This is a genomic window from Clostridium sp. AUH-JLR23 (genome assembly GCF_964238065.1).
Classification (GTDB): Bacteria; Bacillota_I; Bacilli_A; order Erysipelotrichales; family Coprobacillaceae; genus Allocoprobacillus; species Allocoprobacillus merdigallinarum.
In genome coordinates, this window is the sequence record NZ_CAXSKY010000007.1 from 1 (window position 1) to 23,953 (window position 23,953).

20 protein-coding genes and 1 pseudogene are annotated in these 23,953 nt (G+C 32.8%); 2 read left to right on the plus strand and 19 right to left on the minus strand.

From position 1 onward, the window contains the following. Both ACESR5_RS04715 and ACESR5_RS04720 read left to right on the plus strand, forming a co-directional pair. Positions 1–458, plus strand: a pseudogene (locus ACESR5_RS04715) (IS30 family transposase); the annotation flags it as partial. A gap of 969 nt (positions 459–1,427) precedes the next feature. After that, complete coding sequence (locus tag ACESR5_RS04720) at positions 1,428–3,011, plus strand: polysaccharide biosynthesis protein (RefSeq protein WP_129737445.1); 1,584 nt, start codon at positions 1,428–1,430, stop codon at positions 3,009–3,011. A 114-nt stretch (positions 3,012–3,125) separates the two neighbouring features. Here ACESR5_RS04720 and fabZ read toward each other — a convergent pair whose 3' ends face one another. The 19 genes from fabZ to ACESR5_RS04815 form a co-directional block, all read right to left on the minus strand. Next, positions 3,126–3,557, minus strand: coding sequence for a 3-hydroxyacyl-ACP dehydratase FabZ (fabZ, locus tag ACESR5_RS04725; RefSeq protein WP_087243245.1), 432 nt, complete (start codon positions 3,555–3,557; stop codon positions 3,126–3,128). Between the two features lie 2 nt (positions 3,558–3,559). Next, positions 3,560–4,798, minus strand: coding sequence for a beta-ketoacyl-ACP synthase II (gene fabF / locus ACESR5_RS04730; protein WP_373154485.1), 1,239 nt, complete (start codon positions 4,796–4,798; stop codon positions 3,560–3,562). Positions 4,799–4,810: 12 nt separating this feature from the next. Then, positions 4,811–5,545, minus strand: a complete 735-nt coding sequence (fabG, locus tag ACESR5_RS04735) for a 3-oxoacyl-[acyl-carrier-protein] reductase (protein WP_373154487.1) — start codon at positions 5,543–5,545, stop codon at positions 4,811–4,813. Next, complete coding sequence (gene fabD, locus ACESR5_RS04740) at positions 5,538–6,452, minus strand: ACP S-malonyltransferase (RefSeq protein ID WP_373154489.1); 915 nt, start codon at positions 6,450–6,452, stop codon at positions 5,538–5,540. The genes fabG and fabD overlap by 8 nt, the downstream gene beginning before the upstream one ends. Further along, positions 6,449–7,513, minus strand: coding sequence for a nitronate monooxygenase family protein (locus ACESR5_RS04745; protein ID WP_087243249.1), 1,065 nt, complete (start codon positions 7,511–7,513; stop codon positions 6,449–6,451). The genes fabD and ACESR5_RS04745 overlap by 4 nt, the downstream gene beginning before the upstream one ends. Continuing rightward, complete coding sequence (gene fabK / locus ACESR5_RS04750; protein WP_087243250.1) at positions 7,510–8,454, minus strand: enoyl-[acyl-carrier-protein] reductase FabK; 945 nt, start codon at positions 8,452–8,454, stop codon at positions 7,510–7,512. Before fabK ends, ACESR5_RS04745 begins: the two co-directional genes overlap by 4 nt. A 1-nt stretch (position 8,455) precedes the next feature. After that, positions 8,456–9,430 (minus strand): beta-ketoacyl-ACP synthase III, encoded by a 975-nt coding sequence (locus ACESR5_RS04755; RefSeq protein ID WP_087298039.1) that lies wholly within the window; start codon positions 9,428–9,430, stop codon positions 8,456–8,458. After that, entirely contained in the window at positions 9,427–10,347 is a 921-nt protein-coding gene (locus ACESR5_RS04760) for an acetyl-CoA carboxylase carboxyltransferase subunit alpha (protein WP_087243252.1), read from the minus strand. The genes ACESR5_RS04755 and ACESR5_RS04760 overlap by 4 nt, the downstream gene beginning before the upstream one ends. Beyond that, a complete protein-coding gene (gene accD / locus ACESR5_RS04765; RefSeq protein WP_373154555.1) occupies positions 10,344–11,216 on the minus strand; it encodes an acetyl-CoA carboxylase, carboxyltransferase subunit beta in 873 nt (290 codons plus the stop codon). The genes ACESR5_RS04760 and accD overlap by 4 nt, the downstream gene beginning before the upstream one ends. Further along, positions 11,197–12,564 carry an acetyl-CoA carboxylase biotin carboxylase subunit gene (gene accC / locus ACESR5_RS04770; protein WP_373154492.1) on the minus strand — a complete coding sequence of 456 codons (1,368 nt, stop codon included), beginning with the start codon at positions 12,562–12,564 and terminating at the stop codon, positions 11,197–11,199. The genes accD and accC overlap by 20 nt, the downstream gene beginning before the upstream one ends. A gap of 9 nt (positions 12,565–12,573) precedes the next feature. Then, on the minus strand, positions 12,574–12,990 hold the full coding sequence (gene accB / locus ACESR5_RS04775) for an acetyl-CoA carboxylase biotin carboxyl carrier protein (protein ID WP_087243255.1): 417 nt from the start codon (positions 12,988–12,990) through the stop codon (positions 12,574–12,576). Between the two features lie 42 nt (positions 12,991–13,032). Next, positions 13,033–13,257, minus strand: coding sequence for an acyl carrier protein (locus tag ACESR5_RS04780; protein ID WP_087243256.1), 225 nt, complete (start codon positions 13,255–13,257; stop codon positions 13,033–13,035). 286 nt (positions 13,258–13,543) lie between these two features. Then, a complete protein-coding gene (locus ACESR5_RS04785; RefSeq protein ID WP_087298036.1) occupies positions 13,544–14,554 on the minus strand; it encodes a LacI family DNA-binding transcriptional regulator in 1,011 nt (336 codons plus the stop codon). 145 nt (positions 14,555–14,699) lie between these two features. Then, positions 14,700–16,469, minus strand: coding sequence for a beta-galactosidase family protein (locus ACESR5_RS04790; protein ID WP_373154494.1), 1,770 nt, complete (start codon positions 16,467–16,469; stop codon positions 14,700–14,702). 14 nt (positions 16,470–16,483) lie between these two features. Then, positions 16,484–17,845, minus strand: a complete 1,362-nt coding sequence (locus ACESR5_RS04795) for a PTS sugar transporter subunit IIC (protein ID WP_087298034.1) — start codon at positions 17,843–17,845, stop codon at positions 16,484–16,486. 505 nt (positions 17,846–18,350) lie between these two features. Beyond that, entirely contained in the window at positions 18,351–19,115 is a 765-nt protein-coding gene (locus ACESR5_RS04800; RefSeq protein WP_373154495.1) for a hypothetical protein, read from the minus strand. A 349-nt stretch (positions 19,116–19,464) separates the two neighbouring features. After that, positions 19,465–21,288: an ABC transporter ATP-binding protein gene (locus ACESR5_RS04805; RefSeq protein ID WP_129737431.1), complete on the minus strand. Its 1,824-nt coding sequence runs from the start codon at positions 21,286–21,288 to the stop codon at positions 19,465–19,467. Beyond that, positions 21,281–23,503 carry an ABC transporter ATP-binding protein gene (locus ACESR5_RS04810; protein WP_373154496.1) on the minus strand — a complete coding sequence of 741 codons (2,223 nt, stop codon included), beginning with the start codon at positions 23,501–23,503 and terminating at the stop codon, positions 21,281–21,283. The genes ACESR5_RS04805 and ACESR5_RS04810 overlap by 8 nt, the downstream gene beginning before the upstream one ends. Further along, on the minus strand, positions 23,500–23,928 hold the full coding sequence (locus ACESR5_RS04815) for a MarR family winged helix-turn-helix transcriptional regulator (RefSeq protein WP_087243259.1): 429 nt from the start codon (positions 23,926–23,928) through the stop codon (positions 23,500–23,502). Before ACESR5_RS04815 ends, ACESR5_RS04810 begins: the two co-directional genes overlap by 4 nt. Positions 23,929–23,953 lie beyond the last annotated feature (25 nt).

Below are 23,953 nucleotides of genomic sequence, written 5' to 3' on the forward strand. Positions count from 1 at the left end.
AATATAATGATGCACAGTCTGTCATTGATATATTCAATGACATTTACAACCATCTTGGAAGAGATATGTTCATGAAGATTTTCCCTGTCATTCTCACAGATAACGGACCTGAGTTCTCCAATCCAGAAGCCATTGAATTTGATGAAGATGGAAACAGAAGAACATATATGTTTTACTGTCACCCCAGCTCTCCGTTTGAAAAAGGTGACTGTGAAGTCAATCATGAATTTATAAGAAGAATCGCACCCAAAGGAAAACCATTTGATCCTTATACGCAAAAAGACATCAATTTAATGATGTCTCACATTAATTCGTATGCTCGTCCAAAGCTGAATGACAAAACCCCACTCTTTGTCTTCGCTTTGCTGTTTTCCAAAGAAGTTGCAAGCTACTTTGGAATCGAACATATTGACCCAGATAAGATCAATCTGACTCAGTCGCTCTTATCTCAAAGATAAAGCATAAACAAAACACAGGGATACCCATAATGTACAGATAAACAAGACCATCAGGGGTGGAATTTTGCTTTGCAAAAAAAACAGAAAATTTGACCCTGGCTTTACTATACTCTCAAAAACAAGTCAAATTGCTTCTTACAAGTTCATTTTAAGACCTGATGTGTCAAAAATCAATATCTGAAGGTGATTTTTATAATACAAAAAATCACTTTGCAATTTGAAATTCAACTCCCACAAGAAGAGTTGAATTTAAATATACAAAGTGGAATTTAGTTTTTCATTTCACCTTATATCTATTTTTTATAAATAACCTCATAATCCTGATATTTAAAATTCTTATAATGACCATCAATTGTATAATATTTTTAAAGCTATATCTCATATACTTCATTTCTCGACTATCATAAAACCCACAATAGTTTAAACGATGATTTGAATTTTCATTTTCTATTTTTTCATTGATTATTATAATGATCTAAAGGATAACAATAACTTAAGACTGTACAGCCCCCTTAAATTCAATATTCTCTCTTTCTTCAAAAATAAACTTTTTGGACTTTTAAGGCATACTTCAACATATAATAAGAAAGTTTCATATTCTATTGAACTGCTAAAATATGAAACGTTGTTTTCCCACTGCATAAAATTTAAACTAATTATATAATTGACCATTATCAATAGATAGTCAAATAATAAAACTCTCCCAATCACAACTTATCGTTTAGCTATTTTTAAAAGAACTTGACTATGTGTTCTGTTCCAAGAATACAATACATTCTATAATCATATATTCAACAATCATTATCTATATTTTCACATCTATATCTACCCTTTTTTACAAAAATTTTGTCATAGCAATGTGTAAAAACCACAAAAAAGTCTTTTTATGTATAATTTCATAAGTTTTTTTGCAATTATTCGAATTAATGATATAATAAACAAAGAATTATTGGAAAGTGAGGTTTACCCATGTCACGCTCAATTGTTAAACAGGCTTCTATTCTCGCTATAGCAGGAATATTAGTCAGAATTATTGGAGCTTTATATAAAAGTCCATTAACGGCTTTAATTACTGCCGAAGGTATTGGTTATTACTCTATGGCTTATAATATTTATGCTCTTATTTTACTTTTATCTTCGTATAGTATTCCAACTGCCATTTCAAAACTTATTGCTGAAAAACTGGCATTACATCAATACAATAATGTTCAAAAGATTTTAAAATGTTCATTTATTTATATTTGTATTATTGGGGGAAGTGCTGCCATTATTGCTTACCTATTAGCTCCAGTGCTTGTTACAGGGCATTCTGTATTACCACTTAGAATCTTATGTCCAACTATCTTTTTATCTGGTTTATTAGGTGTCTTTAGAGGCTATTTCCAAGCTCATCAGACAACTTTCTATACATCAGTATCTCAAATTATTGAACAAATCTTTAATGCTGTGGTTGCGATTGGCTGTGCTTATTTATTTGTTCGTCCATTAATGGAAACTGGTGGCAGTGAAATGGCTGCAGCTGGTGCAGCTGGTGGAGCTGTTGGTCCTGGTGTTGGTGTTCTTGTGGGACTCATTTTCATGTTTATCATGTATATCAAAAATCATAATCACCTGATTATCAAAGATACACCTGATGATTATGAAGATTCCTATAAAGATATTTTCAAAATGATTATCCATATTGTCACACCTATTATTTTTGCAACATGTGTTTATAATCTGATTACTGTTATTGATCAATATATTTATTCATTTATCATTGGTACTGATCCACAGTCTGCAACTATGTGGGGTGTTTATTCAGGACAATATATTGTTTTACAAAACGTTCCTGTAGCCTTAGCTTCAGCAATGTCTACGGCTTCTATTCCAGCCATTTCATCATCATGGTCATTGAAGAATTATCGTGAAACAAGAGAACATATCCGTTCTGGTATTCGTGTGACAATGATGCTTTTGATTCCAGCCGCCGTAGGAATGAGCGTTCTGGCATATCCAATCATTGGTATTCTCTTCCCTCAAGAAGAGACTGTTATGATTTCTACCATTATGTTAGCTGTTGGTAGTCCTGGTGTTGTCTTCTTTGGCCTATCGACTTTAACTAATGGAATTTTACAAGCTATAGGGCAAGTCAATACACCTTTAAAAAATGCAGCCATTGCATTAATCTATCATATCGTTATTACAATTGTTCTGCTTTTATTAACGCCTTTAGGATTATATTCATTGGTTATTGCTAATTGTTTTTATGGTTTACAAGTTTGTTATCTCAATCAAAAAATGTTACGTAAAATTACTCATTACAAACAAGACATAAGAAAAACTTACCTATTACCTATTATTGCTTCTCTATTAATGGGTGTGATTGTAGCTATTGTTTATTATGGATTGTTTGCTTTAACAAGAAGAGTTTTGATTCCTTTAATACTTTCTGTATGTATTGGAGTTATTGTTTATTTTGTGATTATTATCTACTTCTATTCTGATCATCCTGAAGAACTCTCTTCTATTCCTTATGCTAATAAAATCATCTATAAGTTTAAAAAACATTAATAATAAGAAAGCTATTGGAAATATGTTTTATCATATAACCAATAGCTTTTTATAACTATCATAAAAAAGAAAACAGAAAGACAAGATATCTTTCTGTTTCAGTTCTCTATTGAATTATTCACCAACAGCACACATGATTTCTCCAGTGACAGCAATTTCATCTTCAACCTTTGCTTCAATAGCAGCAAAGTAAATACCACCTTTTTCTTTTGTTAAAGTGACAGTCATTGTTAAAACATCACCTGGAATCACTTGTTTTCTAAAACGTGCTTTATTAATACCAGCAAAGAAAGCAATCTTTCCTTTATTTTCTTCTTTAGAAAGTAATAAAACACATCCTGTTTGAGCTAAGGCTTCAATAATTAAGACACCTGGCATCACATGTTTTTCAGGGAAATGTCCTAAAAATTGCATTTCATTAGCTGTTACACATTTTCTTCCTACAATTGTTTTTCCATCTTCACTAATGCTTTCAATACAATCTACAAGTAAAAATGGATAACGATGAGGAATAATTTTTTGAATATCATTAGAATTATATAACATCTCTAATCCTCCCATTTCTTGAAAATCAATGAGGCATTATGTCCACCAAATCCAAGAGAATTGTTCATAGCATAATGAATGTCCTCTTTTCTACCAACATTTGCGACGATATCTAAATCACAGTCTTCATCTTTATTTTGATAATGAATTGTAGCTGGGATATATCCTTCCTGTAATGCTTTTACACAAATAACAGATTCTAAAGCACCACTCGCTCCTAATAAATGTCCTGTATAAGATTTTGTTGATGACATAGCCAAATGATATGCATCGTCACCAAAAGCATATTTCACAGCCATTGTTTCTGTCTTATCATTTAATGGTGTAGATGTCCCATGAGCATTGATATAATCAATATCAGATGGTTGTAAAGCAGCATCTTCTAAAGCCTGTTTCATCGCTTCTCCACCACCGCTTCCATCAGATAATGGTGCTGTAATATGATAAGCATCGCAAGTTGCTCCATAACCAACAATTTCACCATAGATTGTCGCATTTCTATCTAAGGCATGTTGTAATTCTTCTAACACTAAAACAGCTGCTCCTTCACCCATGACAAAGCCACTACGATCTTTATCAAAAGGAATAGAAGCACGATCTTTATCCTCACCAGTATGCAAAGCTTTCATAGAAGCAAATCCTGCAACTGATAATGGTGTAATAGAAGCTTCACTTCCTCCAGCAATCATAACATCTTCATATCCATCTCTGATTTTATGGAAGGCTTCACCAATTGCATTTGTTCCAGCTGCACATGCGGTTACAACAGAAGATACATAACCTTTTGCACCTAAATCAATCGCAACACTTCCTGCTGCTAAATTAATTAAAGTCATAGGAATAAAATAAGGCGAAACTTTTGATGGTCCTCTATTTAATAAACTTTGTTCCGCTTTTTCAATAGATTCAACACCACCAATACCACTACCAATAATGACACCAAAACGATTTTTATTCATTGTTTCTAAATCCAACTTTGCATTTTCAATAGCCTGTTTAGAAACAACTCTGGCAAATTGCGTAAAACGATCATTAAATTTTAAATCTCTTTTTGTAAAATATTGTTCTAAATCAAGATTTTTCACTTCTCCAGCTAATTTGACCTTATAATCACTTGTATCAAAATGTGTAATTTCATCAATTCCACATGTCTGATTTAAAATACCATTCCAAGTTTCTTCAACAGTATTTCCAATTGGAGATACTGCTCCCATTCCAGTAACGACAACTCTTCTTTTCATGTTTTGTCCTCCTTACATGACCATTCCGCCATCAACATTGATGACTTGACCCGTAATATATTTTGCACTATCACTTGCTAAAAAGTATGCAACATTCGCAACATCCTCTGGTTCACCCATTTGTTGCAATGGAATATTTTTTAAGATATTTTCTTTTGTATCATCACTTAAAACATCTGTCATTTTTGTGGCAATGAATCCTGGCGCAATAGCATTCGCACGAATATGACGTGGTGCTAATTCTTTCGCAACTGATTTTGTTAAAGCAATGACACCAGCTTTACTGGCTGCATAATTGGCTTGTCCAACATTTCCAATAATTCCAATTACACTTGCCATATTGATAATAACACCTGATCTTTGTTTCATCATAATACGAGAAACAGCTTTAATGGTATTAAATGTTCCTTTTAAATTGACATCAATGACATCCATAAATGACTGTGTATTCATTTTTAATAATAACTGATCTTTTGTAATCCCTGAATTGTTAACCAAGACATCAATAGAACCAAACTGTTCTAAAACAGCTTTCATCATTTGATCCATGGTACCATAATCAGTGACATCACCTTCATAAATCATAGCTTCAATACCATGGGCACAACATTCTTTTTGGACTTCTAAAGCTTCATCCTGATTTCCAATATAATTAATCGCAATATTATATCCTTCACTTGCAAATTTTAAAGCAATGGCTCTACCAATTCCACGACTGGCACCAGTAATTAACGCTACTTTACTCATCTTTTAACGCTCCTAACATTTGATTTAAACCTTCAATACTATCTACACTATAAACAGGAATACTTCTATCTGTCTTCTTAACAAAGGCACTTAATGCTTTTCCAGGTCCAATTTCCACAAAAGCTTCAACACCTTGCGCAATCATATATTGAATTGATTGATAGAAATAAACACTTGATTTGATTTGTCGAGTTAAAATATCAATGAGATCTCCATCTTCTTCTTTTCCTGAAACATTATAAACAACTGGAATCTTTGTTTCATGAATATCATATTTTTCTAACTCTTCTTTCAGCTTATATGATGCTTCTTCTAATAATGGAGAATGGAATGCTCCTGAAACTTTTAATGGAATGACACGTTTTGCGCCAGCTTCTTTTAATTTTTCTGAAGCAATCTCAACAGCTTCTTTTGTTCCTGTAATCACAATTTGTCCTGGACAATTGTAATTGGCAATTGTGACACCATCAATAGGTTCAATAACTTCTTGAATCTTTTCAGCATCCATTGCTAAAACAGCTGCCATAGATGTTGTTCCAGCTGGCAGGGCTTCACTCATAATCTGTCCACGACGTCTCACGATTGAAATCGCATCTTGTGTGTCAAATGCTCCTGCATAAGCCAAAGCAGAATATTCTCCTAATGATAAACCTGCCACATAATCAGGATGAATACCTTGTGCTGCAATCACTTTCGCAATGGCTAATGATGTTGTTAAAATACAAGGCTGTGCATATGATGTTTCATTTAAAACATCTTCAGGTCCTTCAAAACATACTTTTTTGACATCAATATCAATATTGGCCTGATCAAAAACATCTCTGGCTTCTTGGAATTCATCATAAAATGCTTTTCCCATACCTACATATTGACTACCTTGACCAGCAAAAATCATTCCTATTTTCATAGATTTTCCTCCATTTCTTTCATATATTCATGAATCACTTCTTCAACATGTTTCATTTCATGAATTCTCGCTGCCTGGCTTCCTACAAAAACCAGACCATTTTGTACATTTCCTTTTACACTCTGTATTAATGCTTCACTAATACAATAGGGTGTATTTTCAGGATTGCAAGGAATCATGCAATGCAGACAATTTTTCATACAGATATTTCCAGTTTGTCTTGTTTTCTTTACAAAATCATTGACAATAGCACGTCCTGGAAGTCCTGCTGGACTAGAGACAAGTTCAATATCTTCTTGGCGACATTGAATAACCATATCTTTAAATTCTTGTGCTGCATCACATTCATAAGTCGCAATAAATGGTGTGGCAATCTGTACACCTGTTGCCCCTAATTTGATGAATTCAGCAATCTTCTTTCCAGAATCTATACCTCCAGCAACAAAAACAGGAATTGTCTTTTTGTATTTGTCTTCCCAAACTTTTAATTCTTTTTTAACATCAGCTAAAATATCACTTAGTTTTTGACACGTATGAGCCAATAAATCATCTTTTTTAAATCCCAGATGTCCACCAGCTTCACTACCTTCAATCACTACGAAATCAGGTGTATACTGATAACGTTTATCCCATACTCTGGCAATCAGTTTGGCCGCTTTTCCACTCGATACAATCGGTGCTAAAAGGGCCTTTCCTTTAGCAAACTTAGGTAAATCTAATGGTAATCCTGCTCCTGAAATAATGGCATCACAACCACCTTCAAGAGATGCTTTCACGAAGTCTTCATAGTTTTGACTGGCAACCATAATATTGACACCAATCAAACCATTTCCTTTAGCAAGCTCTTTGGCACGTTGAATATGATCTTTTAAAGCCTGACAATTGACAGCAATTGGATTTTTTCTAAATCCTTCATAATTATAGCCAGGATGAGCGGCACTGATGACACCCATAGCACCACATTTTGCAACTGCTCCTGCTAATGATGATAAAGAAATACCAACTCCCATACCACCTTGAATGATAGGAAGTTTCATGATACGATTTTGGATTTGAATCATTGCATTTCCTCCATGACTTTTTGCAGGTTGGCATAAACTTGTTTTGTTGAAGCCATCATTTCATCAAGAATCTGTTGCATTGGTTTCTTTTCTTTGACCATTCCAGCAATTTGTCCCATCATCACAGATCCAGTTTTCACATCACCACTCTGTACAGCTTTTCTTAAAGCCCCAAGTGTTAATTTTTCTAATTCTTCACGACTTTCAAAATGTCCTTCAAGTTTTAAATATTCTCTTGCCATCTGATTCTTTAAAATACGGACTGGTGTATTCACACTTCTTCCAGTTACAACAGTATCAGTATCTTTGGCTTTAATAACAGCATCTTTATAGTTTTCATGAATTGGACATTCATCAGCAACCAATAGACATGTTCCAATCTGTACGCCAATAGCACCTAAACTCAAAGCTGCCATCACACCACGTCCATCTCCAATTCCACCAGCTGCAATCACTGGAATATTGACAGCATCTACAACTTGTGGAACCAAAGCCATTGTTGTCATTTCACCAACATGTCCACCTGATTCTCCACCTTCAACAATCAAGGCATCAGCACCAGCTCTTTCCATACGTTTAGCCAAACCAACGCTAGGCACAACTGGTAAAACTTTAATTCCAGCTTCTTTGAGTTTTGCCATATAAGGTCCTGGATTTCCCGCTCCTGTTGTCACAACATGAACGCCTTCTTCAACAATAACATCAATAATTTCACTGGCATATGGATTCATCAACATCACATTGACACCAAAAGGCTGGTCTGTTAATTGTTTACATTTTTGGATTTCTTCACGTGTTTGAGCTGCATCCATTGATCCTGTCGCAATAATACCTAAACCACCACTATTAGAAACACAGGCAGCAAAGGAAGCAGTTGCAATATTCGCCATAGCTCCTTGAATAATAGGGTATTTTATATTTAATAATTCATTTAATAACACTTTATTGTCCTCCTCTATTGTCAATAAGAGTTGCTCCATAAGTTAATCCAGCACCAAATCCAACCAAAATAACACGTCCCTTTTCAGGAATCTTTCCTTCTCTTTGTGCCATTGCATAAGCAATAGGAATACTGGCCGCTGAAGTATTTCCAAACTCTTGAAGATTCATATAAAATTTTGATAAATCGACTTTCATCTTTTTTGCCACATGAGAAATAATACGATAATTCGCCTGATGTGGAATAATCAAATCAATATCATCTATAGAAAGCCCTGACTGATCCAAAACATTTTCAATAGATTCTTTTAAAACTCTAATTGCAAATCTAAACACATCATTTCCTTTCATATTTAAATAATGTGTTGATGCTCCCTGATTTTGTAAATCATGAACTAAAGGCAATCCTTGAGCATGTAAGACTTCCTGTAAGTCTCCTTCACTATTGGCATAGTGATAAAGTTTTGTATCTCCTCGACCAAGGACCATCGCACCTGCACCATCCCCAAATAAAACGCAAGTTGAACGATCATTCCAGTCAATCATCTTACTAATTGTTTCACTACCAATGACTAAGATATGGTGATATCTGCTTAATAAATCACTGGCAATCTGAAATGCATATAAAAATCCACTACATGCTCCATTAATATCAAAAGCAAAGACAGGACAATCATTTAATCCCAGTTTTGCCTGAACAAGACAAGCTGTTGAAGGTGTCATACAATCTGGTGTCATTGTTGCGACAATAATCACTTCAATGTCTTCTTTTTGAATATGTGCATCTTCAATCGCCTGTAAACTGGCTTTATAAGCCAAATCACTTGTATTTTCAGTTTCACTCACATAACGTGATGAAATACCTGTTCTTTGTACAATCCATTCATCACTTGTTTCAACTCTTTTTTCTAAATCAAAATTCGTTACTTTCTTTTGAGCTTTAACAAACCCTGTTCCTAATATTTCTATTGAACTCATGACATAACTCCTATCTTACGGAACTTCTGATAACGTTTTTCCAATAAATCTTTTTCTTTTGTATGAGTTAAAACATCTAATTCTTTTTGTAAATACTGATCAATATTATCTAATACAAGTTTTAAATCATTTTGCATACCACCTGTTGGTTCTTTGACCAAATAATCAGCAATCCCTTTATCATATAAATCATACGATGTCAGTTTCATCACTTCAGCCGCTTCTTGAACACGACTATCATCTTTCCATAAAATACTTGCAAAACCTTCAGGTGATAAAACAGAATAAATGGCATTTTCTAACATACAAATACGATCGGCAACACTTAAAGCTAATGCTCCTCCACTACCACCTTCTGATAAAACAATACAAATAACAGGTGTTTTCAAATCAGAAAAAGTGTATAAACATTCAGCAATCGCCTGTGCCTGTCCCCTCTCCTCAGCTTCGATACCAGGATAAGCTCCTGCGGTATCTACAAAAGTAATGATTGGTCGATGAAACTTTTCGGCTTGTCTGGCAAGTCTGAGAGCTTTACGATAACCTTCAGGATTACACATTCCAAAATGACGGTTCAAATTTTCTTCCAATGTCTTTCCTTTGGCTTGTGCAATAACAGTGACTGGCATATCGTGAAAATAACCAATTCCCCCAATAATAGCCTGATCATCTCCATAACATCTATCCCCATGAAGTTCATAGAAATGGTCAAACAATCCCTCAATAAAATCACTTGCTTTTGGTCGTGATGGATGTCTTGCGATAGACACACGATCCCAAGCAGTTAAATGATGATATGTTTCTTTTGTGAGAGTATCAATCTCTTGAGAAAGTTCATCGAACTCTTTTTGATCTTCTGTTACAGCTCTTTTCGCCTGTAACTCTTTTATTTTTCTTTCATTATCTACGAGGCTCATAATTTTCCTCCATGTAATTTTAATAAATCTGAAATAACATTTTTCAAATCATGTCTTTCCACAATCATATCAATAAAACCTTTTTCAAGTAAGAATTCTGCAGTTTGGAAACCTTCAGGTAACTCCTGCTTAATTGTATCTTGAATAACACGTTTTCCAGCAAATCCAATCATGGCCTGTGGTTCAGCAATGATAATATCTCCCAGCATCGCAAAGCTGGCACTGACACCACCTGTTGTAGGATGTGTTAATAAGGCTATATAAAGACCTCCTTGATTTGAAAAGCGTTTTAAAGCAGCACTGATTTTAGCCATCTGCATTAAAGAATCAATACCTTCTTGCATTCTTGCGCCACCACTGGTACAGCTAATAATCAATGGTAATTTTTTACGTGTAGCCAGTTCTACTGCTTTACATATTTTTTCACCAACAACTTTTCCCATACTTCCCATCATGAAACGAGAATCCATGACACATAAGACAACACGACTCTGGTTGATTTTACCAACACCACAAATGACAGCTTCATTCATACCGGTTGACATCCAGGCTTTTTTCAGCTTTTCATCGTAACCAGGAAAATTTTCATTGTTAGATGTTTTATCTTTTTCAAAATATTCTTTCCAAGTGCCTTCATCCATTAAATCACGTATACGCTGTCTGGCACTGATTTTCATATGATGACCACATTTAGGACAAACATAATCATTTTCGATAAGTGAAAAATAAGGAATAGATTCATGACAATGATCACATTGTTTAAAGATATTTTCAGGAATTTCTTTTTTTTCTTTAATTTTATGTCTATTTAACCATGATGAGAATTGTTTTAATTCTTCATTTCTTTTTTTAAACAATTGATCCATTATCTTTCAACTCCTTTATAAATGTTTCACAGAAGCTTGTATCATAACTTCCTTCAATAAATTCTTTAGAATGTAGAACATAATAATGGAATTTTGTATTCGTTGAAATACCATCAATAATGACTTCACTTAACGCTGCACGCATTTTTTTAATACATTCTAGACGTGTTGGTGCAAAAGTAATTAATTTTAAAATCATCGAATCATAATAAGGTGAAATTTCACACCCACTATACATGGCACTATCCACACGTACTCCTCTTCCACCTGGTAAATGCATAAATGTTATTTTTCCAGGTGTTGGCGCAAAATCACGATTCATATCTTCAGCATTAATACGACATTCTAAAGCATATCCATTTTGATGAATATCTTCTTGCTTATATGGAAGCTTTAATCCTTCAGCAACCTTAATCTGTAACTTGACTAAATCAATACCACAAATCATTTCTGTAATAGGATGTTCAACCTGAATACGTGTATTCATTTCCATAAAATAATATTGTCCGTGTTTATCTAATAAAAACTCAATTGTTCCAACATTATTATATCCCACATGATGACAAGCTTTGATGGCATCTTCAAACAATCTTTGACGCACATCTTTCTTTAAAATATGACATGGTGCTTCTTCAATCATCTTTTGATGACGTCTTTGAAATGAACAATCTCTTTCAAATAAATGAATCACATGACCATGATGATCACCAATGACTTGAACTTCAATATGTTTTGGATTTTCAATTAATTTTTCTAAATAGACATCATCATCACCAAAACAAGCTTTGGCTTCAGCTTTGGCATTGAGATATTGTGTTTCAAACTCTTCTTCATTATGAACTACACGCATACCACGTCCACCACCACCATTGCTGGCTTTAATCATAACGGGATATCCTATATCTTCAGCAACCTTTTTTCCCTGTTCTACAGTTTCAATGACTTCTTTAGAACCAGGAATCACAGGAACTCCTGCTTCTTTCATCATCTTTCTTGCGGCAGACTTATTTCCTAACATATCAATAATATCAGGTGATGGTCCTACCCAGATCAATCCACATTGAATAACAAGTCTGGCAAATTCACTGTTTTCACTTAAAAAACCAAATCCTGGATGAATCGCATCACATCCCGTATTGCAGGCTGCCTGAATAATCGCATTCATATTCAGGTATGATTCATTAGCTAATGGTCCACCAATACATACAGATTCATCTGCTAATTGCACGTGCAAAGAATGTTTATCAGCTGTTGAATAAACAGCAACAGTCTGAATTCCCATTTCTTTACATGTACGTATAATTCTGACTGCGATTTCTCCACGATTGGCAATCAATAATTTTTCAATCACATTATCACCTTACCCTATCATCATTAAAGTCTGATCATATTCAACTGTTTGACCATCTTGAACTTCAATAGATAAAACTTTTCCAGAAACAGTTGCTTTAATTTCATTCATGACTTTCATGGCTTCAATGATACAAATCGTGTCTCCTTCTTGAATCATATCTCCAACTTTGACATAAGGTTCTTTTCCTGCACCACTTGATTGATAATATGTTCCAACAATTGGACTTTTGATAGGTGTACCTGTTTCCTGAATTGTTTCTTCATTGTGTTCACTAGGTGTTTTGACATCGGTAGGTGTTATGATTTGTTTTGCTTCTATATCTTTTTCTAATGTGATATGTAAATCACCATCAGTTAAATCCATCTTAGATATTTGACTTTCTTCAAACATCTTCATAATTGATTTAATTTTTTCAGTATCCATACATGTTCCTCCTTAGAAAAATAAGCTAAGTGAAACCTTAGCTTATTGTTTAGATTCAATTAATTTCACAATATCTTCTACAGTTACTAATGCAGCTAATTCTTCATCAGAAATTTCAACGTCGAATTCTGTTTCTAAATCTAAAGATAATTCAACAGCTGCTAAAGAATCAATTCCTAAATCATCTTTTAAGTTAGATTCTAATTTAATTTCTTCTCCATCAATATTTAAAGATTCTACTAATGCATCTTTTACTTGTTCAAACATGATATGTCCTCCTATGTGCTTACTTAAAATTTTTTATATTCTTACTTCAAATTTTTGAAGTAATGTTACTATACACCTCTTTTTTAGATTTGTAAATAGATTTTCATTAATTTATTTAAAATTTTTTATATAAATTTTTTAAAGTATTTGCAAAAAAAGATAGAACAATATTTTCTACTGTTCTATACTTCAATATAAATACTTTCATCAGCATTGTTTGAACATATAATAATGACTATATGAATTGAAAAAAATTGATAAAAAAAAATATGCACATTGCATATTTTTAATCTTCATGATACATTATACTTGAATTTCTCTCAATAAGGTAACATGGCAATTGTATTCTCATTGAATTTAATTTTTTACCATTAAGTAATGATTGATGCAATAATGAAGCTCCTAATTCTCCCATTTCATCAGCTGGAGCATAGACAGTTGATAAAGATGGTGATGTAAAATTACCTGCATCAATATTATTAAATCCTATAATAGAAACATCTTGAGGTACGCGAATGTTTAAATCTTGTAATGCTCTCATAGCTCCTATTGCAATTGGATCATTAACAGCAAATAATGCACTCGGCAATTTTTGTATTTGAGCCATTTCATAAACCAAATTATATCCTGCTTCACTCGTCAAATCTTTTTCTAAAGAAAATTCTTGGTATTCCATATGAAATTCTTGACAATATTTAATAAAGCTTCTTTTTCTTGTTTGAATATGATGGTTTAACTCATTATACTCACTTCTTCCTAAAAATCCGATTTTTTTATGCCCAAGATCATGAAAGTATTTCACAACCTGATACATAGCATCATCAAAATCCAAAGTGATACAACATTCAGTAATCGGACTCATATCCATATCAAGAAAAATAATATTTTCTGTCATCTCACATAATTTTTCAAGATGAAAAGAAGAAATTTTACCAATACAAATTATTCCATGTACATTTTGCAAAACACTTTCCACATCAATATCACCTTCACGTACTCTTCTCATTGCAATATGATGTGTCTTCAAATATTTTTCTACTGATTGCAACAAAGTGATATAATAAGTGTCTCGAATTTCTTGTTCATATGTATAACATTGAATAATAGCAACAACAAGTTTGGTATTTTGATTTGAGTTTTTTCTTGGTTTAGGTACATAGTTTAATTTTGCTACTGCTTCCTGTACTTTTGTTCTTGTTTCCAAGGAGACATTTAATGTATCATCTTCTCTTAATATTCTCGATACTGTCGCTATTGATACATTTGCATATTTTGCAACATCTTTTAAAGTAACCATTTCAATGTCTCCCTCCTCTCATTATTCTTTATTATAAGTGAATTCCAATGAAATTTCTATACTTATTATGCGATATAACAACAAAAAATAAGAAACCCTATTTTTACAAAAATGTAAAAACAGGGTTTCAATAAACAATACTCTATTATTTATGAATATCTATATATATGGGTTTATCATTCAATATAATTTCATCAGCAAAAACACCTTCAGTTTCAAATATAACAATAATATTTTCACCACGTTTTAAAAACGGTCCTGGTATATAAAGAGAACCTGTTGGTCCAACTTGATAAAATCTCCCACAATGATGACCATTAACAAGAACGATACCTTTTCCAAAATTTGTCACATCAATAAATGTTTCATTCGGTATTTCATCAATTGTAAAAACAAATTGATGAAATGCTGGTCCACCAATATATTCTTTAGACCAATCAATAGCATCTGTTTTATTAAAATTTAAGCAGTAGTGTTTCCATTTTTTAGTGAAATGTATATCTATTAATACCCCTGTGCGAATCCCTTTTTTTTGGGTATCAGCCTGCAACTTAGCACCATAATTCACTCTGCCCATATTTTCAACAAGAATTTTTAAATCATTTTGATTATCTAAAGATGTTTCAAATAAGATTTCATCACCTATTTCTTCCTGATATTGCACACCTATAAATTTATTATTCACATATATTTGAATGCGATCACGCGCATCAATAACTCTTAGTCTAGACTGCTTTGTATAACTCTGAAAATCATGTTGATAGACAACATATCCATAATAATGATCAAGTTCTTCCATTGTTAGTGGCCAAGAATTCTCTATAATTGTTGATATTTGTTCTATTACACTAAAAAGCGATACTCTATTTTTACATTTTACACTTCCGTAGCTGCATGTTTTTCTACGATTTTCAAGGCGATGCTGTTCTCCAGTAATCAATTCTCTCATAAGATGGTATTTTTCAGTTTTAGCTCCGTACTCTGTTAAAATTGCATCATAATCATATGAAGTAATTTGAGGAAAGTCTTTTTCTTTTCGAGCAGAGCATCCATTCATCCAACCAAAATTCGTTCCCCCTTGAAACATATAAAAGTTCACACTTCCAATTTCTAACATTTCCTTAACACTTTCTATAAACTCCTGAGGATTTCTACGAATAATTTCTTGATTCCATCTATTAAACCAACCATCCCAAAATTCCATACACATAAGAGGCGCTTCAATATCATGTCTTTGCATAAATTTTTCTAATATTTCCATATTTTCTTTAGCATGTGAACCAAAATTTCCTGTTGGAAAAACATCTTCATTAATCAAACTTCCTGCTTCTAAAGCTTCATTCCAAGTGCCATCAGCAGTGAAAACAGGAACTTGAATACCATAATCACGCATCAGTTTAAAAACCTTTTTGAGATATTCTTTGTCTTCACCATATGAACCATATTCATTTTCTAATTGTGCTAAAATAATAGAACCATTTTTATGAATCTGATACTGTGACACTTTAGGTAACAGTATAGAGAAGTATTGTTCAAGACATTTCATATATTGCTCATCATCACTTCTCAATCTTATTCCAGAGTATTTTAATAACCAAGCTGGTAAGCCACCCATTTCCCACTCTGCACAAATATATGGCGATGCTCGCAATATCACATACAATCCTAATTGATGAGCTAAACTTAAAAATCTTTCAATATCTTTTATCCCATCAAAATCATATTCTCCTTGTTTTGGCTCATGAAGATTCCATGGAACATATGTTTCCACAGTATTACATCCCATATCAATAAGATCTAATAGCGTATCTTCCCAATATTCTGGCACAATTCTAAAGTAATGGACAGCACCCGAAATGATTTTAACAACTTTACCATTTATATAAAAATCCTTTTTGATTTCAATACTTCCCAAGCGATTTCTCTCCTTTATAATTTTTCAAATTTTGGATTATTTGCAAGTTTAACAAAAGGTAAATAAATAGCAATTGCCAAACCTAAATTAATGAGTGACAGTATAATTGATTTCCAGTCAAAACCAGTTGCAAAGAATCCATATAATACTGGTGGCATTACCCAAGTCACATTTTGTGTAACAGGTGACACTAACCCTAACGCTGTTGCACCATATGCTACTGTTGATAAAACAATAGGACAAAGTAAAAATGGAATAAACATAAGTGGATTCAAAACCGTTGGTAAACCATACATAACAGGTTCACCTATATTAAAGAGTACAGGCGCAATTCCTAACTTTGCAACCTCTCTGTAATGTTTATTTCGAGATTGCCAGAATATTGCAATAAGAAGTCCTAATGTTGCATACCAGACAAAAGCTCCATATGAAACACTTGTCCATAAATACGGAATATCCTTTCCTAATTGATAAGCCTCTAAATTTGCTAAAAGAGCAACTCCAAAAACACCTTCCATAATTGGTGCCATAACATTGCCACCATGAATACCAAAAAACCAAAACAACTGAGTCAAGAAAGCAACCATAATAATAGACAATGGATTTTGAGATAAACCTAATAAAGGCGTCTGTAATACATCATAAATCCAATCAATAATCAACTGCCCTGTCATCAAATTAAAAGCATATGTAATTATAGCAACAATATACATGGCAATAAATGCTGGAATAATAGAAGTAAATGGAACTGCGATTGCTGGCGGTACTGAGTTCGGTAATTTAATAGTCCATTTCTTTTGCATACATTTGCTGAAAATAACTACAGCGATAAAACCAATAACAATTGCAGTAAAATACCCACGTGAATTTATTTGATTTCCTGGAATAAGTCCACTGATTGTTACAGATAGCTGACCATCCACATATGATAATCCTGTGACTTTATTAATCATTTCAGCCAAACCATGATCTATTGCAGATAATGAGAATGTTTGAGTTATAGATGTTCCCAATGACACAACAAAAGATGCCAAGGCTACCAGGCCACCAGATAATTTATCAGTTTCATAAACTTTTGCGATGTTATAACCTAAAGCAAAAATAAATACTAACGAAACAATGGCTAAACTTCCATTAAAAATCAATCCATTAATTGCAATTAACCATTGAAATGTTTCTGTAATTTGAGTCCACCCAAATTCAGAAGGAAAATCAGATAGAAATGCATTGAGTAATAATGCGATTGATCCAGTCATAACAACAGGCATAGTTGCTATAAAAGAATCACGAAGAGCAACAAGATGTTTTTGTGATCCAATCTTTGTTGCTATAGGCAGCAGTTTTTCAGACATGAAGTCCATAAATTGTTGATACATAATTTTCTCCTTTTTTATCAATATTAGATACGATATCATCGATGTTTTATATCCATTTTTATTATAATTATTTTTACATAAAATTTCAATATTTTTTTACTTATTTTACTATTATTTTTACTATTATTTTACTAAAATCTTTATTTTATTTACTTATTATAAGTATTTTTTATAAAAAGATGTATGCATTTAGTAAAATTATATAATTTTACTAAATGCATACATCTTAAACATCCTTCTACCTAATCTTTTTTATCCAAAAAATCTAACCCTAGATAAATGTTGGTAAATATATTTGAAATACATCAATTATATGGTCTTAAATGAGAATTCATATATAAAATCTTTGTATCTTAACTCACATATAGAGTTCATAATCTTCTTGTATATTCCCTTGAAAGTCGTTTTGTCATAATAATTCTTATTTTAATCTTTCATCTTATATAGTCCAATGTAGTTCTTTAAATACTTGTCTGATATCCCTCTATATCCATGCAAAAACAATTCAATAGACGAATGCAATCTTAATCCATTTAACCCCTAACTTTTTCATCAGTCCATGATATGAGCGAAGGCTGTCACTGACAACTGTACATTGTGAAGGAATTTTGTCTTTATATATTTCATAGAGATTCTTGGTATGTATTCTTCCTCTTTCTGATACCTGTATCACTTTATTGTTGTGTTCATCTATGGCACAGACAATGTTTCTCTTCTGATCGCTGATTCCTCTTTTCTTCTTTGATTCTTTATCTTCAACTGTTATTCCAGGATGTTTAACATCTGAAAGTTTTTCATCAAGGTAAACAACTCCATCTAGTATGCGATCTTCAGCCGTGAGAGAAGCACATACACTCAGTATCTTATGTCTCCACACAAGAGATGTATGTTCGCATATACCTGCAATATGAGCAGACTGTACAATGGTATCACCACGAAAGAGTGATTCCATATACAGATACCATTGATAGGCTTCTTTCTTTGAATATGAAAACAAAGTTCCTGTCATGGGCGAGAAAGTCTTATGACAATGTTTGCATAAATATCTTTGATTTCCATTTTTATCCTTGCCATATCTAATGATATGATCATGACCGCAGTGAGGGCAAAAGGAACTATCAAATTCATCTGACAGTTCCTTATGCACTTCATCATCATAGATATGATTGATGATATGGTTATTGAGCTTTTCTCTAATGATTTCAATTTCATCATCAGTTGCATTATTGATAATGGAATCAATAATATCATTAAACATTTTATCAGTCATAATATCTTCACCTCGATATAAGTATAGCACTGATGAAAATATCATGTTTTATTTTAAAGGGCTTTAACACCGTTTTTATGGAGTTAAAATCAATTACCAACATTTAATTGAAGTTAGATTTAAACACAAAAAAAGCTTTCTAGATATAAATTACAATTTCTTTATTTCAATCTATTTGTCTTACATATATCCTATTTCTCGCTAAAATATTTTCCAATCTTAAACATAAAGATTTTATCTTTATACCCATTCCCACCGTTCTTCTATATTTAGATTCCAATACAACATTCCTTCATCCTTCACAGATAATTTAAAAATTAATATAAAAAACTTACTCAAAACGAGTAAGTTATTCATGACTAGATTCAAATTGTGACTGATAAAGATCAGCATAGAAGCCACCTTTTTCCAATAATGACTCATGATTTCCTAATTCAACAATATCTCCATCTTTCATTACAATAATAGTATTAGCATCTTTGATTGTAGAAAGTCTATGCGCAATAATAAAACATGTTCTTCCTTCCATTAATTTATCCATACCACGCTGAATTAAAACTTCAGTTCTGGTATCAACAGATGATGTTGCTTCATCTAATATTAATATCTTAGGATTAGCAAGGAAAGCTCTCGCAATCGTTAATAACTGTTTTTGACCTTGAGATATATTACTAGATTCTTCATTAATGATGGTATCATATCCATCTTCCAATGTATTAATAAAATGATCAGCATACGCCAAACGACAAGCTTCATACATTTCTTCATCTGTAGCATCCAATTTTCCATATTTTAAATTTTCACGGATTGTTCCACCAAATAGCCATGTATCCTGTAAGACCATTCCAAATAGACTTCTTAAATCACTTCTAGCAAAATGAGTAATATCTTCACCGTCAACTAAAATATGTCCACCATTCAATTCATAGAAACGCATCAACAATTTCACAATGGTTGTTTTTCCTGCACCCGTTGGTCCAACAATAGCCACACTTTGTCCAGCATGAACATGCATAGAGAAATCATGGATAATGGTTTTTTCTGGCGTATAACCAAATTGAACATGATTGAAAGTGACACTTCCCTGCATATGGTTAACTTGTTCACTTGTAACTAAAGCGTGTTCTTCTTCCATTTCTGTTTCATCTAAAAATTCAAAAACACGTTCAGCAGCAGCGGCAGTAGATTGTAATTGATTCATGATTTGAGCCAATTGTGTAATAGGCTGATTAAATTGACGCACATACTGAATAAAAGCCTGAATATCTCCAATAGAAATCATATTTCCTGTTGCTAAAAATCCACCTAATAAGCAGACACCAACATATCCAATATTTCCAACAAATGTTGTCAGTGGCTGTAATAAACCTGAAAAGAATTGTGACTTCCAAGCTGAATTATATAAATCATCATTATATTCTTCAAATCTGGCAACAGAATCCTCTTCACCATTAAAGGCTTTGACAACTTGATGAGCACCATACATTTCTTCAATATGACCATTGACATTCCCTAAACTTGTCTGTTGAGAAATAAAGTATTTTTGTGTTCTTTTCATGATTTTTGACATGAAAAACATAGAAACAGGTAACACACATAATGCTAATAATGTCATTGGAATACTGATTGTCAGCATCATGATAAAAATTCCAATAACCGTTACTGAAGATGTCACGATTTGTGTTAAACTCTGATTCAATGATTGAGCAATCAAATCGACATCATTTGTTACACGTGATAATGTATCACCACTCGAATGTGTATCAAAATAACTGAGTGGCAAACGATCCATTTTTTCAGAAATTTCTTTTCTAAAATCATAAGCGACTTTTTGAGAAATACCAGAAGTTAAAAATCCTTGTATATAATTAAGAAGTGCACTTAATAAATAAATACAAACCAGGAAAAAGAGAATCTGGAAAATAGCATCAAAATCAATACCACCAGTATGTGTGACTTTCGCCATAATTCCTTCGCTCAATTTATCTGTGGCTTGAGCTAAAACTTTTGGTCCAAAGATTGAAAAAACAGTTGAACCCGCAGCAAATATAAAAATAAATATAAATTTCACATAATAAGGTCGTAAATGAGCAAACAATTTTTTAATTGTTCCCTTAAAGTCCTTAGCTTTTTCATTAGACATCTGTCTACCACCCATATGTCCTCTAGGCATTGGCTAATTCCTCCTTTGAAAGTTGTGAATAAGCAATTTCCTGATAAACCTGACAATTTTTCATCAATTCATCATGAGTTCCTTTTCCAACAATTTTTCCATCATCTAAAACAATAATCTGATCTGCATCCATGATAGAAGCGATTCTTTGTCCAACGATCAAAACAGTATTTTGATTTTTTTCCATCAATTGACTTAATTCTTTTCTTAAAATAGCATCTGTTTTAAAATCCAATGCTGAAAAACTATCATCAAAAATAAGAATTTCTGGATTTTTTGCTAAAGCTCTGGCGATAGCTAAACGTTGTTTTTGTCCTCCAGACACATTTGTTCCACCTTGTGAAATAGCTTCATCTAAACCATGTGGTTTTGCATCAACAAATTCTTTTGCCTGAGCCACACGAATGACTTCATTTAATTCTTCATCAGTAGCATCATGAGCGCCATATTTTAAATTGGAACGAATCGTTCCTGAAAATAAGACTCCTTTTTGAGGAACAACACCAATACGTTCTCTTAAATCATGTTGGTTTACATCTTTGACATTGACACCATCAACAATAACCTCACCTGCAGTGACATCATAAAAACGAGGAATCAAATTGATTAATGTACTCTTTCCTGAACCCGTTGAACCAATAAAAGCCGTTGTCTGTCCAGGTTTAGCTGTAAAGCTAATATGACTCAAAACAGCTTCATGAGCCCCAGGGTATTGAAATGAAACATCCCTAAATTCAACAACACCTTTTTGTTGTGAATCAAATTCAACAGGTTGTTTTGGATCTTGAATTGTTAATTCTGTTGATAAGACTTCATAAACACGATCGGCTGCCACACTGGCACGAGGAATCATAATGAAAATCATCGCAATAAATAAGAATGACATAATAATTTGCATTGCATATTGAATAAAGGCCATCATTTCTCCAATCGCAATATTTCCTAAATCTAATTGTTGAGAACCAACCCAAACAACCAAAACAGTCGCAAAATTCATGATAAACATCATGATTGGCATTAATGTTGCCATAGCGCGGTTAACAAATAAGTTAACAGTTGTTAAATCATCATTAGCTTTATCAAAACGTTCTTCACTGTGCTTTTCATTTCCAAAAGCTCTAATAACCAAAACTCCAGTTAAATTTTCACGCATTGTTAAATTCAATCTGTCAATCAAAGACTGAATGACCTTAAACTTAGGTAAAACAACTTTCATCAAAACCATAATGACAAGTGTAATGACAATGAGAATCATTAAAATAATCCATGTCATTGATGATGAATGCGTAAAGGCTTTGATTAATGCACCAATTCCCATCATAGGTGCAAACAATACAATTCTCAATAACATAATCATTAACATCTGAACTTGTGTAATATCATTAGTTGTACGTGTAATTAATGAAGCTGTTGAAAATTTATTAAACTCGCTATTTGAAAAACTTTCAACTTTCTTAAAAACTGCTCGTCTTAAATCTCTCGCAAACCCAGCACCTACTCTTGAAGATAAAAAGGCTGAAGCCATAGCTGCTAAAGAGCCTAATAATGCAATGCCTAACATCTTTAACCCAGCTACAAAAATATATTGTGTCTGTATCTGGTCAACATCTGCTCCTAAAGCCATATATTCATTTTTAACACCATTACCTGCAGCGACAAGCATTGTTGATTCACCCATTGTCTCAATTTGGGCATCAATTTTCTCTGTCATCTGATGACGTGTCTGTTCATCCATCATTTCAAAAACCTGATAAATATCCATCCCCTCAGGAATATTTTGAAATTGTTGCTGATATTCCTTTGAATTGGGATCCATTGAATCAATGGCAGAAACCATTAACATAGGTTTCATTAATGCACTTTCTAATTCTTCTGTTTCTTTTTGAGAAAGATCATGAAGTACATAGGCATCCTTTATTTTTGGAAATTTATCTTTTATATCTTGTGATAAATCGTCGTAAGAAGTCAAAGTATAGCTTGATTCAATCGTTTCTTTTTGCTTGTCATCAGCAAAAATCAAGAGATGTTCAAAAGTATCCTGACTATAAACATCACCTATTGATGTATCAAATCCACCAGCTTGTATCCCATTTGTTACAATATCACTCATATAATCTGGTAAGGCCAATTCTGATTGAGATTGAATAAAAACAAATCCAATACACAAAATGATTGGTAACCAAAACTTATATGCAAATTTTCGTAACTTAATCACTTGATTTCCTCCTTTAAATTCCTTTTTATTTTTTTGACAACATTCAAAACAGCCATATAATCTTCATCTGTCATCCCTTTACAGACAATCTGATGAACATGATGAAAATCTTTCTTCATCTCGTCAATGACTGCTTCTCCTTGAGAAGATAAAACAATATAATAATGTCTTTTATCATCTTCATTCAGCTTTCTTTCAATAAGCCCCATATCCACCAATCTTTTGATCCTTACTGAAAGCGTAGCTTCAGTAATACGAAGTTTCTGTGCAATCTCTTTTTGATTCATCTGTTGATGAGCAATCAAAAAAATCAATTTTGCCTGTTCCACTGTTAAATGATGACATTTTTGAGAGGTTAACTTTTGAATCATTTTATGAATCTCTCGCATCTCCTCCATCATTTCACTAAAACAATCATATTCCATCAAATCCCTCCTATTACTTAGCGTA